The organism is Microbacterium resistens (genome assembly GCF_031456305.1).
GTDB lineage: Bacteria > Actinomycetota > Actinomycetes > Actinomycetales > Microbacteriaceae > Microbacterium > Microbacterium resistens_A.
In genome coordinates this window covers 19,300-31,374 of sequence record NZ_JAVDUM010000007.1, presented here as the reverse complement: position 1 = coordinate 31,374, position 12,075 = coordinate 19,300, and the positions used below count along the sequence as shown (strand labels likewise).

General features: G+C 72.5%; 13 protein-coding genes. 8 read left to right on the top strand and 5 right to left on the bottom strand.

Annotated elements, in window-relative coordinates:
* The first annotated feature begins 81 nt into the window (after positions 1–81).
* Positions 82–777 (top strand): alpha/beta fold hydrolase, encoded by a 696-nt coding sequence (locus J2Y69_RS09010; RefSeq protein WP_310019788.1) that lies wholly within the window; start codon positions 82–84, stop codon positions 775–777.
* 42 nt (positions 778–819) lie between these two features.
* Here J2Y69_RS09010 and proC read toward each other — a convergent pair whose 3' ends face one another.
* Positions 820–1,656, bottom strand: coding sequence for a pyrroline-5-carboxylate reductase (proC, locus tag J2Y69_RS09005; RefSeq protein WP_310019786.1), 837 nt, complete (start codon positions 1,654–1,656; stop codon positions 820–822).
* Positions 1,657–1,695: 39 nt separating this feature from the next.
* On the opposite strand from proC, the gene J2Y69_RS09000 reads away from it, so the two are divergent.
* Both J2Y69_RS09000 and J2Y69_RS08995 read left to right on the top strand, forming a co-directional pair.
* The gene (locus tag J2Y69_RS09000) at positions 1,696–2,667 is read left to right on the top strand and encodes a cation diffusion facilitator family transporter (protein WP_310019784.1); all 972 of its coding nucleotides are present in this window, start codon (positions 1,696–1,698) and stop codon (positions 2,665–2,667) included.
* Between the two features lie 12 nt (positions 2,668–2,679).
* Complete coding sequence (locus J2Y69_RS08995; protein WP_310019782.1) at positions 2,680–3,567, top strand: alpha/beta hydrolase; 888 nt, start codon at positions 2,680–2,682, stop codon at positions 3,565–3,567.
* Positions 3,568–3,732: 165 nt separating this feature from the next.
* Here J2Y69_RS08995 and J2Y69_RS08990 read toward each other — a convergent pair whose 3' ends face one another.
* Positions 3,733–4,209 (bottom strand): nucleoside deaminase, encoded by a 477-nt coding sequence (locus J2Y69_RS08990; RefSeq protein WP_396653064.1) that lies wholly within the window; start codon positions 4,207–4,209, stop codon positions 3,733–3,735.
* Between the two features lie 96 nt (positions 4,210–4,305).
* Here J2Y69_RS08990 and upp point away from each other — a divergent pair, with 96 nt between their 5' ends.
* The 3 genes from upp to J2Y69_RS08975 all read left to right on the top strand — a co-directional run bounded on the left by upp (position 4,306) and on the right by J2Y69_RS08975 (position 6,769).
* Positions 4,306–4,938, top strand: coding sequence for a uracil phosphoribosyltransferase (gene upp / locus J2Y69_RS08985; protein WP_310019780.1), 633 nt, complete (start codon positions 4,306–4,308; stop codon positions 4,936–4,938).
* Positions 4,939–5,399: 461 nt separating this feature from the next.
* Positions 5,400–5,996, top strand: a complete 597-nt coding sequence (locus J2Y69_RS08980; RefSeq protein ID WP_310020053.1) for a LysR family substrate-binding domain-containing protein — start codon at positions 5,400–5,402, stop codon at positions 5,994–5,996.
* Between the two features lie 44 nt (positions 5,997–6,040).
* On the top strand, positions 6,041–6,769 hold the full coding sequence (locus tag J2Y69_RS08975; RefSeq protein ID WP_310019778.1) for a glutamine amidotransferase-related protein: 729 nt from the start codon (positions 6,041–6,043) through the stop codon (positions 6,767–6,769).
* Between the two features lie 167 nt (positions 6,770–6,936).
* Here the strand turns inward: J2Y69_RS08975 and J2Y69_RS08970 are convergent, their stop codons facing one another.
* The gene (locus J2Y69_RS08970; protein ID WP_310019776.1) at positions 6,937–7,404 is read right to left on the bottom strand and encodes a glutaminase; all 468 of its coding nucleotides are present in this window, start codon (positions 7,402–7,404) and stop codon (positions 6,937–6,939) included.
* A gap of 97 nt (positions 7,405–7,501) precedes the next feature.
* Between J2Y69_RS08970 and purU the strand changes: the two genes are divergently transcribed.
* Positions 7,502–8,365: a formyltetrahydrofolate deformylase gene (gene purU / locus J2Y69_RS08965; RefSeq protein WP_310019775.1), complete on the top strand. Its 864-nt coding sequence runs from the start codon at positions 7,502–7,504 to the stop codon at positions 8,363–8,365.
* 74 nt (positions 8,366–8,439) lie between these two features.
* On the opposite strand, the gene J2Y69_RS08960 is transcribed toward purU, so the two are convergent.
* Together J2Y69_RS08960 and J2Y69_RS08955 are read right to left on the bottom strand one after the other, a co-directional pair.
* Complete coding sequence (locus J2Y69_RS08960) at positions 8,440–9,486, bottom strand: NAD(P)H-dependent flavin oxidoreductase (protein ID WP_310019773.1); 1,047 nt, start codon at positions 9,484–9,486, stop codon at positions 8,440–8,442.
* 212 nt (positions 9,487–9,698) lie between these two features.
* A complete protein-coding gene (locus tag J2Y69_RS08955; protein ID WP_310019771.1) occupies positions 9,699–10,670 on the bottom strand; it encodes an EamA family transporter in 972 nt (323 codons plus the stop codon).
* A gap of 71 nt (positions 10,671–10,741) precedes the next feature.
* On the opposite strand from J2Y69_RS08955, the gene J2Y69_RS08950 reads away from it, so the two are divergent.
* Positions 10,742–11,677, top strand: a complete 936-nt coding sequence (locus J2Y69_RS08950) for a LysR family transcriptional regulator (protein WP_310019769.1) — start codon at positions 10,742–10,744, stop codon at positions 11,675–11,677.
* The last annotated feature ends 398 nt before the right edge of the window (positions 11,678–12,075 follow it).

Below are 12,075 nucleotides of genomic sequence, written 5' to 3'. Positions count from 1 at the left end.
CGGACCGGGACGCGGACGGGCGAGGCGCGTAGAGTCGAAGGCACGGGGCGATGCCGCTCCCCCGCAGGGAAGGAGATCCGGATGCCCGATTCCGACGCTCTCATCGAGGGGATCTCCGCGCGCCTCGTCGACACGCCCCGTCGCCGCATCCGCATCCTCGAACGCGACGGCGACAACCGGGACGCCCCGGCCGACGGCACGATCCTCTTCGTCCACGGCGACGTCTCCCCCGTCTCGTTCTGGCAGGAGATGATGCACGGCCTGCCGTCCGACCTGCGCGTCGTCGCGGTCGACCTCCGCGGTGCCGGCGGCTCGCCGATCCCCCCGGCGAATGTCGGCGAGCTGGCCGCGGACGTGCGCGCGCTGCTCGACGCCCTGGGGCTGGAGGCCGCTCACCTGGTCGGCTGGTCGACCGGGAGTGCCGTCGCCGTGCAGTACGCGCTCGACCACCCCGTGCTGAGCCTCACGCTCCAGGTCCCGGCCGCCGACGGCATCGAGGCGTCCGACCTCGCCGAGGCCGCGGGCACTCCTCCCGTGCTGTGGATCCACGGCGACGGGGAGTCGGCGGCGTCCTCACCGATGCGGGAGGCGGTCGCCGCCTACCAGCGCGCGGGCGGAGACGTCACCGAGGTGAGCGTCGACGGCGTCGATGCCGTCCCGCATCGCGAGCGGCCGGCGGTGTTCCGCCAGGCGCTCCTGGAGCGGATCGGCTATCTCGGGCACCCGCAGAACCCGGCGCCGCCCACCGAGGCGATCATCCTGCGCTCCGCGGACTGACACCCGTTCGATGGCGCCGCGGGTCGGGAGCGCGCGGGCCGGTCAGGCTCCGGCGGCGAGCTCCCGGGCGCGGGTGAGCGCCGCGTCGGTCGCGCGGGCGAAGACCTCGTCGAGGTGCGCGTCCTGCAGCACGGCGACGGCCCGCTCGGTGGTGCCCTTCGGGCTGGTCACCCGTCGGCGGAGCTCCGCCGGCTCCTCGCCGGAGGCCTCCAGCAGCGCCGACGCCCCGATGAAGGTCTGCTCGGCGAGCAGCCGTGCTTCCTGCTCCGCGAAGCCCTTGCCGATCGCCGCCCTGGTGAGCTCCTCGATGAGGAGGTAGACGTAGGCGGGGCCGGAACCCGAGATCGTCGACAGGGCGTCGATCCGATCCTCCGGCACCTCGACCACCGACCCGACGGTCTCGAACAACCGCCGGACGAGCGCCGTGTCCTCCGCACTCGCCCCCGGCGCCGCCGCGAGGCCCGTCACGCCCCGGCGCACCGTCGACGGCGTGTTCGGCATCGCCCGGAGCGCGCTCACGCCGTCGCCCAGCACGTCCGCGAAGGTCGCGAGCGTGACGCCGGCCGCGATGCTCACCACGATGGCGTCCTCGCGCAAGTGCGGCCGGATCTCGGCGAGCAGGTCGGGGACCATCGCAGGCTTCACCCCGACGATCACGATCCGCGCCGAGGCGGCCGCGGCGTTGCCCCCGGCGTCCTCGGCGAGCGAGATGCTGCGCACCCCCGCCACGCCGTCGAGCGTCCGCGCCTTCTCGACGCTGCGGTTGGTCGCGACGATGCCGCCGTCGACGGGGATCCCGGAGGCGACGACGCCCCGGAGGATCGCACCCCCCATGGATCCGGCACCGAGGAACGCGAGGGAGGGAAGCGCATCGACCATGTCCCCATCCTACGAACGCGCGGCCATAGACTCTTCGGCATGAGTGCATCCGGCGGCGGAAGAGCCATCCTCGCGGCGTTCCTGGCGAACATGGGCATCGCCCTGGCGAAGTTCATCGCCTGGGCGCTCTCCGGCTCGGCATCGATGCTCGCCGAGGCCATCCACTCCCTGGCCGACTCCGGCAACCAGCTGCTGCTCATGCTCGGCGGACGCAAGGCGCGCCGGGAGGCCGATCGCGAGCACCCGTTCGGGTACGGCCGCGAGCGCTATGTCTACGCCTTCGTCGTGTCGATCATCCTGTTCTCCGTCGGCGGCCTGTTCGCCATCTACGAGGGCGTGGACAAGCTCGCGCACCCGCACGGGCTCGACCCGACCTGGTGGTGGCTCCCGCTCGTCGTACTCGTCATCGCGATCGGCCTGGAGTCCTTCTCGCTGCGCACCGCCGTGCGCGAGAGCAACCACGTGCGCGAGAAGGGGCAGTCCTGGATCGGGTTCATCCGGCACGCGAAGGCACCCGAGCTGCCCGTCGTGCTGCTGGAGGACATCGGCGCGCTCGTCGGCCTCGTCTTCGCCCTGCTCGGCGTCGGCCTCACCGTCGTCACCGGCAACCCGCTCTTCGACGCGCTGGGCACCCTGATGATCGGCGCGCTGCTGGTGCTCATCGCGATCGTCCTGGGCATCGAGACCAAGAGCCTGCTCGTGGGCGAGGGCGCGAACGAGGGCGACCATGACCGGATCGTCACGGCGATCGAGTCCGGTAACGAGGTGGAGAAGCTCATCCACATCAAGACGCTGTACCTCGGCCCTGACGAGCTCCTCGTCGCGGCGAAGATCGCGCTGACCTCCGACAGGACGATCCGCGACGCGGCGGCCGACATCGACGCGATCGAGGCGCGGATCCGCGCCGCCGTGCCGGTCGCGCGCGCGATCTACCTGGAGCCGGACGTCTACCGTCCCTCTCAGGACCCCGCGCCGCCGACCGACACCTTCGTCCTGCGCTCAGAGGACTGATCCGAGCACGCCGTGGACCCGCTCGCCGACGCACTCGCCCGCGACGACCTCACCGAGGACGCCAGGGGCAAGCTCCAGGGCGTCGCGGCCGTGCTCCGGGAGGACGCGGAGGCGAGGCTGCTGGCCCTGTTCTTCCTCGACGACGAGCCGTACGCGGCCGTGTCCTTCGGCGATCTGGACGATGCCGATCTCATCGTCCTCGTGCTGCACGGGATCGACACCGACCTCGGGCAGCTGCCCGCCTGGGCCGATCTGACCCGCCGCCTGTGCGCCGACGTCATCCGGGCGGCCACGCTGCGGGGCGGGCGGGGCGCCGTGGCCGCGATCGCCTGGTTCGGCTACGACTCCGGGACGCACCTGTCGGCGCTGGCCACCAAGCACGCCACCATCGGCGCCGCACGGCTCTCGATCGACCTGGACACGGTCGTGCGCCGCAATCCCTCGGCGCGGATCGCCGTCCTCGCCTACTCGTACTCCTCGACGCTCTTCGGCGAGCTCGTGGTGCTCGGCGGCGCCGAGGCCGTGTCGGCGGCCTTCTCGATCGCCTCCGCGGGGATGACGCACATCTCGGCGGGCGCCGTCGAGGACCGCATCGCCGATGGACGCCTGTCGTTCTACGCGACCGAGAGCGCCCACGACGGCACCGCCCCGCTCGGCCGGTTCGGACAGCATCCGATCGATCCGCGCGACATCGACGGCGCCGTCGTCTACGGATCGGATGGCGGCCTCGTCGCCGGGACGGACGGCGAGAGGGGCGAGGCGACCGACGGCCATGCCTCGCGGACCTCGGTGGACGAGCACGGCGTCACCCACCGCGGGTACTTCGACCCGCAGGCGCAGGCGTACCTGTTCGTCGTCGCCCGGCTGGCGGAGCTCGCCGCAATGCCGATCCGGCGATAGCCGCGGTCGCCGGATCGCTCGCTTCATCCGCCGATCGCCGCTCTGTCAGCCACAGTTCTGTCGGCCACCGTTCTGTCGGCCGATTGCACTCTCGTCGGCCGATCCGCCCGGATCGGGCCGACAGACGTGCATCGATCCGACAGGACAGCACCCATTCCCCTGGCGTCAGCGACGGTCCGCGAAGAACGCGCGCAGGAGGGCGATGGACTCGGCCTCGCGCACACCCCCGACGACCTCGGCCCGATGCGGGAGGCGACGGTCGCGGAGGACGTCGTACATCGACCCGGCGGCGCCGGCCTTCTCATCCCAGGCCCCGAAGACCACCCGCCCGATCCGTGCCTGCAGCGCCGCACCCGCGCACATCACGCACGGCTCGAGCGTGACGACCAGGGTGCAGCCGTCGAGGTTCCACGACCCGCGCGCGGCGGCCGCGGCGCGCATGGCCACGACCTCGGCGTGCCCGGTGGGATCCCCGGTCTCCTCCCGGTCGTTGCGCCCCTCGCCGAGGATCCGCCCCTCCGGATCGAGGACCACGGCGCCGACCGGGATCTCGTGCGCGGCTGCCGCGTCACCCGCGAGGACGAGCGCCCGCGACATCGCGACGTCGCGCCCGCGATCGATGTGCTCCCGATGCTCGTCCATGGCTCCTCCTCGTGAGGGAGCCTATCGGGGCCGCCATCGCCGGCGCCTCGCGGTTCCGCCGCACGCGGCACCGGGATCGCGCATTACTCTGTAGTCATGCGTGTGCATGTCGCCGACCACCCTCTCATCACCCACAAGCTGTCGGTGCTGCGCGATGAGCGCACCCCTTCGCCCGTGTTCCGTCAGCTCACCGAGGAGCTCGTGACGCTGCTCGCCTATGAGGCCACGCGGAACGTGCGGGTGTCGCCGGTGGAGATCAAGACCCCGGTGACCACCACCATGGGCGTCCGGATCTCGGAGCCGCGCCCGATCGTCGTCCCGATCCTGCGTGCCGGGCTCGGCATGCTGGAGGGCCTCGTGAAGCTCCTCCCCACCGCCGAGGTCGGGTTCCTGGGCATGGTCCGCGACGAGACGACGTTCGAACCGACCACGTATGCCGAGCGACTCCCCGCCGACCTCAGCGACCGTCAGTGCTTCGCGATCGACCCGATGCTCGCGACCGGAGGGTCCCTCGGCGCCGCCATCCAGTTCCTGTTCGACCGCGGCGCCGACGACGTGACCGCGATCTGCCTGCTCGGCACTCCGGAGGGTGTGGCGACGATCGAGAAGCTCGTCGGCGACCGCAACGTCACCCTGGTGCTCGGCGCCCTCGACGAGCGGCTCGACGAGAAGGGCTACATCGTGCCCGGACTCGGCGACGCCGGCGACCGCCTCTACGGCACGGTCTGACCCACCCGCGCTGCACTTTCCTGCGCTGCCCCTTCCTGCGGTTTCCTGCGCTCACGCTGTCGATTCCCGCTCGCGCTGCGGGAACTTCTGGCGCGCCGGCAGAGAACGACAGCGTGGGACGATCACGGACAACGGGGCGGGACAACGGGGGCGGACATCAGGGGCGGACGGCAGGTGCGGGTACCGTGAGAGGCATGGCGAGATCCGGACGACGCCCCGCGGGCAAGGGAGCGGGCAAGGGCACCGGCGGCAACGGCGCCCGGCGCGGGACGTCAGCACGCCGACCGCAGGCAGCGGGCTCAGCCAAGGCGAGCTCAGCCAAACTCGGCTCAGCGAAGGCTGGTTCGGCGAAGCCCGGCTCCCCAAAGTCGGGTTCAGCGAAGGCGGGCTCCCCGAAGGCGGCGACCCGAGGGGCCGTCCCCGGAGCACCGGGCACGGCGCAGGACCCAGCGACCCCTTCCCTGGAACCTCGCACGTTCCGCCTCGGCGCGGTCCCTGGGGCGATGCCGGGTCGCTGGATCGATACCTGGAAGCGGCGGATGCCGGAGGTGGGGCTCGTCCTGACCGAGATCGCGTACGCGACCCAGCGCGCGGCGCTCGACGCGGACGAGATCGACATCGCGCTCGTCCGGGAGCCCTTCGATCGCGCCGGGATGCACGCGATCCCCCTGTACACGGAGGTCACCGTCGTGGTCGCGGCCGCCGACTCGCACCTCATGGCAGCCGATGAGCTCGACGCCGAGGATCTCGCCGGAGAGGTCCTCCTGCAGACGGTGGAGGACGTCCTCGGAACGCTCGATCTGCCGGCGACGCCCGCCGCGATCGCACCGATCGAGACCCTCAAGGACGCCGTTGCGACGGTCGCCGCGGGAACCGGGATCCTGATCCTGCCGATGTCGCTGGCCCGCCTGCACCACCGCAAGGACGTCGACTACCGGCCGCTGCGCGGCGGCCCGACCTCGCCCGTGCTCCTCGCCTGGCCCGAGGACCGGACGACGACCGACGTGGAGGCCTTCATCGGCATCGTGCGCGGCCGCACCGCGAACTCCTCCCGATGACGGCGTCGTCCAGCGCCCCTCTCCTCCTCCCCTAGAATCTCGGAATGGCCTCGCTTCTCTACGTCGGCGTGCGCCCCGAGCTGGATGCGGCGACGGCGGAGCGCGCGTCCTTCCGCATCGCCCTCGGCCTGCCGTCCGACGAGCTCGATCGCATCGATCTCGTGACCGCTGCGCTGCCGGAGGACGCCTTCGACCGCTACGACGGGTTCGTGATCGGCGGATCCCCCTTCAACGTCACGGACACGGCGAAGTCGGACACCCAGCGCCGCGTCGAGGCGGACCTCGAGCGGATCGCCGCCCGCGCCCTCGACGGGGGCCCCGCCGCCTTCTTCACCTGCTTCGGGATCGGCGTCGTGACACGCCTGCTCGGCGGCACGGTGACGACCCGCCATCCCGAGGAGGCGAGCGCCGCGGAGATCCGCGCCACGTCCGCGGCGGCGGCTGACCCGCTGTTCGGCCCCGCCGGTGCGTCCTTCGCCGCGTTCACCGCGCACAAGGAGGGCTCGACGGACGTCCCGGGCGATGCCGTGCTCCTCGCCGCCAACGACGCGTGCCCCGTGCAGGCCTACCGCGTCGGGAGCCGCCTCTACGCGACCCAGTTCCACCCCGAGCCCTCGCCGCAGGACTTCGCGGACCGGATGGTGTTCTACCGCACGACCGGCTACTTCGACCCGGAGGCGTTCGACACGGTGCAGGAGACGGTCCTGCGCTCCGCGGTGACCGAGCCCGCGCGGATCCTCGGACGCTTCGCCGACCTCGTCTCCCCTCACTGAGTCGCGGAGAGGCGGGATCGACGCCGCGCACCCCTCCCCACCGTGCATGTCCCAATTTCCGTTGCTCTTCGGCCCGTTTGCAACCGAAAGTGGGACACGAGCACCAAGAAGTGGGACACGGGATGTGGGACACGGGAAGTGGGACATGGCGTGCCACCGGGCTGAGGTTACCGCGCGTCGCGAAGGAGCGCGACTCGTTCCCGAAGGTATGCCTCCAGCGGCATGTAACCGCCCGCCGTCGACCACCGCACCGAGGGGACGCCGTCGACCGCGGACAGCGGACCGTCCGACCCTCCGCGGTCAACGGCCCGGATATCGATCGCGGACCAGCCGACGTGCACGACCTCACCCGGTGCGAAGCCGCCGCGAAGCGCCTCGGCCCGACGCTCGGCGCGTGCCCTCGCCGACTCCGCCGCATAGCCTCGGCGCCCCGGATCGGTCGCGCGCAGCACCTCGGCCGTCGCGTACACCTCGTCGTCCGCGATGAGGAGGACGCCGACGTGCCATGCCGAGCCCGCACGGAGGATCCGCGGCGCCCGCCAGCGGGAGGTCTTCTCCCGTCCCAGCGCCTCCCGCGGCACCCCGTCCAGCCGCCGTCGGGCATCCTCGATCAGGGCGGACGCGGAGAGGCTCACCCGTCCAGGCTAGCGAGCGCCGCGCCCCCGATTCGCCTCGACGCCTCCGGAGCGGGAGAATCGACGCACACCCCTGCGAGAGCCCGCGAGGAGCACCATGGCCCAGCCCGACACCGCACGCCTGCTGATCGCCTGCGACGATCAGCCCGGCATCGTCGCCGCCGTCGCCGGCGTGCTCGCCGAGCACGGGGCGAACATCATCTCGCTCGACCAGCACTCGACGGACGCCGCCGGCGGACGCTTCTTCCAGCGCACGGTCATCCATCTCGACGGCCTCGCCGCGGCACGCCCCGCGCTCGAGGCGTCGCTCTCCCGGGTCGCCGAGCGGTTCGGGATGGAGTGGTCCCTGCACGACGCCGCCCGCCGGAAGCGGGTTGCGATCTTCGTCTCGCGCTACGACCACTGCCTGATGGAGCTCCTGTGGCGCACCCAGCGCGGGCAGCTCGACATCGACGTCTCGATGGTCGTCTCCAACCACCCCGACCTCGCCGCCGCCGTGCGCTCCTTCGGCGTCCCCTTCGTGCACATCCCCTCCGGGAACGGGGCCGAGGAGAAGGCCGAGATGGAGCGTCGTCAGCTGGAGCTGCTGCGCGGCAACGTCGACCTCGTGGTCCTCGCCCGCTACATGCAGATCCTCACGGACGACTTCATCGAGCGCCTCGACGCCCCCGTGATCAACATCCACCATTCCTTCCTGCCGGCGTTCATCGGCGCGAACCCGTATGCGCGGGCCAAGGACCGTGGTGTGAAGCTCATCGGCGCCACCGCGCACTACGCCACCGCCGACCTCGACGAGGGACCGATCATCGAGCAGGACGTCACGCGCGTGACGCATGCGGAGTCGGCTGCCGAACTGCAGCTGCGCGGTGCGGACGTGGAGCGCCTCGTCCTCGCGCGCGCCGTGCAGTGGCACGCCGAGGACCGCGTGATCGTGCACGGCCGCTCGACCGTGATCCTCTAGCGACGGGATCCCTGCCGCGCTGCGGTGGGTGCCGGTGAGCGTTGGTGCGCGTCGCGGGTGTCGGGCGTCGCGGGTCAGCCGCGGGGGTCGAGACCCGCGGCGAGCTCGGCGAATGCCTCGGCCGCCGTCTCCGCCCGCGCCAGCGGCGCCGCCTGCCCGAGCCAGAGCGACTGCAGATCGCCCCGTCCCTGTTCTCCGGCCACGGCGCGGAAGCGTCCGGTGAGCCAGTTCTGGGCCGGGAACGGCGCGATCGCTCCGGCGCTCTCGATCTCGACGACGGCGCGATTGCGGAGGCCGCGCGCGAGCCGACCGCTCATCGCGCGGGTGAGGACGCTGTCGTCGGCGGCGGCGGTGCGGATCGCCGCACGATGGGCGTCGTTCGCCGCGGACTCCCGCGTCCCCAGGAAAGCGGTGCCGACCTGCACGGCGGACGCGCCGAGGGCGAAGGCCGCGCTGACGCCCCGCCGGTCCGCGATCCCGCCTGCGGCGATCACGGGCGCCGAGACGGCATCCACGACCTGCGGCACCAGCGCGAACACTCCGACGAGGGAGTCCTCGGCGGACTTCAGGAAGGACACGCGATGCCCGGCGGCCTCCGCGCCCGTCGCGACGATCGCGTCGACGCCGGCGGCATCCAGCGCGACCGCCTCGGCCACGGTGGTCGCCGTGCCGACCACGCGGATGTCCCGCCGATGCGCCTCCGCGACGACCTCCGCACCCGGGACGCCGAAGACGACGCTCAGAACGGCCGGAGCCGCATCCCAGACGGCGTCGAGCTGCTCCTCCAGCGAAGGGATGTAGCGCTCCGGGCGCGCGGGGAGGCCAGCCCCGACCTCTGCGAAGAGGGGGGCGAGCGCCTCCGCGTACCGCTCATGCTCCGGGCCCGGCCGCACCTCGTCTCCGAGCGGCAGCCACACGTTCAGGGCGAACGGCCGATCCGTCGCCGCGCGCAGCTCCGCACCCGTCCGGCGGATCCGCTCGCCGTCGAAGCCGTAGAGGCCGAAGGACCCGAGGCCGCCTGCCTCGCTCACCGCCGCCGTCAACGGCACGGAGGAGAGCCCGCCGAACGGGCCGAGGACGATCGGGACGTCGATGCCGAGCAGGTCGGTGAGCGCGCTCATGCCTCGAGGCTACGCCGCTCCCCCGCGTCCGCGGCCGGTCCCGCCCGCTCTCCCCTCGCCCCTCTCATCCGCGAAACTGCAACTGCGTTCCGAGACAGCGCGATTTTCCTGCAGTCTCGGAACGCAGTTGCAGTCTCGCGGTCGGAATGAAGCGCGGGCCGGGCGGGCGGGAGCCGGGCGGGCGAGCCAGGCGGGCCGAGCCGGCGGGGCGGTCAGTTCGGGACGACCGGGAGCGGGCCGGTGAGGATCGGAGGCGGGTCGTCGGGGCCGTTGTGCGCGCCCGGCTCCGTCGCGGTGTCCTCCGCCTCGCGGTCGGCCCGCCGGCGCCCGCGGATCGCGAGGGTCGTCCCGACGCTCGCCGCCACGACGAACGCGACCGCCACGATCCGCAGCGGCGTGACCTGCTGCCCGAGGAGCAGGAGGCCGGCGAGGGTCGCGAACACCGGCTCCAGGCTGAGGAGGATGCCGAACACGCGCTGCGGGATGCGGCGGAGCGCGGCCAGCTCGAACGTGTACGGGATCACGGAGGACAGCACCGCGGTGAGCGCGGCGAGCAGCAGGAGCTGCGGATCCCCCGCCACCGTGGCTGCGGCGGGGACGCCGAACGGGATCAGGATCACCGCCGCGACGACCAGCGCCATCGCGAGCCCGCCGCTTCCCGGGATGAGACGTCCGACCCGGGCGCTCATCCGGATGTACATGGCCCAGAACGCCGCGGCGATCAGCACGAACACCACACCGAGCGGGTCGAGCGGGTCCGCTCCGATCATGCCGTCCACTCCGAGCAGGACGATGCCGACGACCGCGACGCCGACCCACGCCGCATCCATGAGACGGCGGGTCAGGACCGCCGCCACGACGAGCGGGCCGATGAACTCGATCGCGACGGCCGGGCCGAGCGGGATGCGATCGATCGCCGCGTAGAAGAAGCCGTTCATGCCGACGAGCGAGACCCCGAAGAGGATCGTCGCCGTCCACTGCTCGCGGTTCCAGCGATGCATGCGCGGCCGGACCGCGATCAGGACCACGAGCGCCGCGATGGAGATCCGCAGCGACGTCACGCCCCAGGCGCCGAGCGCGGGGAACAGGTGCGCGGCGACGGCGGCACCGAACGGCAGCGACAGGCAGGACCCGATGACCAGGGCGATGCCCACGGCCGGTCGGGAATCGGGGCGGGGGTTCACCGTTCCATCGTGGCGGTTCGGTAAAGTTCAGTCCAGCGACTCCTTCTTACTCGAAAGCATAAGGAGAACTGATGCTCAGCCTGCCGCGCCTCCGCCTTCTCAGCGAGCTGCACCGCCGTGGCACGATCGCCGCCACCGCCGAGGCGCTCGCCTACTCCGCATCGGCGGTCTCGCAGCAGCTCGCCCAGCTGGAGCGGGAGACGAGCGTCCCCCTGCTCGAACGGGTGGGGCGCGGCGTGCGACTCACCCCCGACGCGATCACCCTGGTCGCGCACGCCGAGGCGGTCTTCGCCCGGCTGGAGCTGGCCGAGGCCGATCTCGCCGCAGCCCAGCCCGAGCTCCGCGGCGCGTTCCGGGTCGCGTCGTTCCAGAGCGTCGTGCTCGCGCTCGCCCCGTCCGCGCTGCGACTGCTCGCCGATCGGCACCCCCTCCTCCGCGTCGACATCACGCAGCGCGAGGTCGATCCCGCCTACGAGGGACTGCTGTCCTACGACTTCGACCTCATCCTCGGCGAGGAGTACCCCGGGCTCTTCGAGGAGCCGCGCGCCGGGGTCCATCGGGCGGATCTGCTCGCCGATCCGCTCTCCCTCGTCATCCCCGCCGACGGACCCTACGCCGTCCGGCCCCACCGTCTCGCCGACCTCGCGAACGTGCCGTGGGCGCTCGACCCCTCCGACACTCCCACCGGGCAGTGGGCGCGTGCGATCTGCCGACGTGCGGGCTTCGAGCCGCACGTCCAGTTCGACAGCCCGGACCCGCTGCTGCACGCCCATCTGGTGCGCTCCGGACTCGCGGTGGCCATCGTGCCGGCGCTGCTTGCTCCGGAGCACCTCACCGGCCTGCGCCTGGTGAGCCTTCCCGGGAACCCGCATCGGGTGCTCTACACCGCCGTCCGCGCCGGGCGCGCTGATCATCCGGCCGTCCGCGCGTTCCGGGAGGCCCTCGCCGACGCCCTGGCCGCGCAGCAGCCCGCCGCGCCCGCCTGGAGCGTACTGCTCGACGACTGACCGCCCGCCGCGCCCGCCGCCACGCTCGCCGCCGCCCGTTCCCGGTCACCCTCCGTCCGCCGTCTCACTCGCGTCCGTCCCGGTCGCCCGCGCCAGTCCGCCGTCTCACTCGCGCCCCCGGCCCGGTCGCCCGCGCCTGTCCGCCGTCCGCCCGTCCCGGTCGTGTGCGTCCGCCCGCTGATCTGGTCGCTCCGGTCGCGAAATGTGCCGGAAGAAAGTGAATCTGACGGCACATTTCGCGACGGGAACGGCTGATAGAGCCGCAATCGGACGGACGGGACCGTCGGCGACGGGGTGATCAGCGACGAACGGCCAGTGCGGGACGGCCAGCGCGGGACGGCCCACGACGGACAACCCACGACGGACGGGCTACGACGGACGGGACGGCCAGCGCAGGA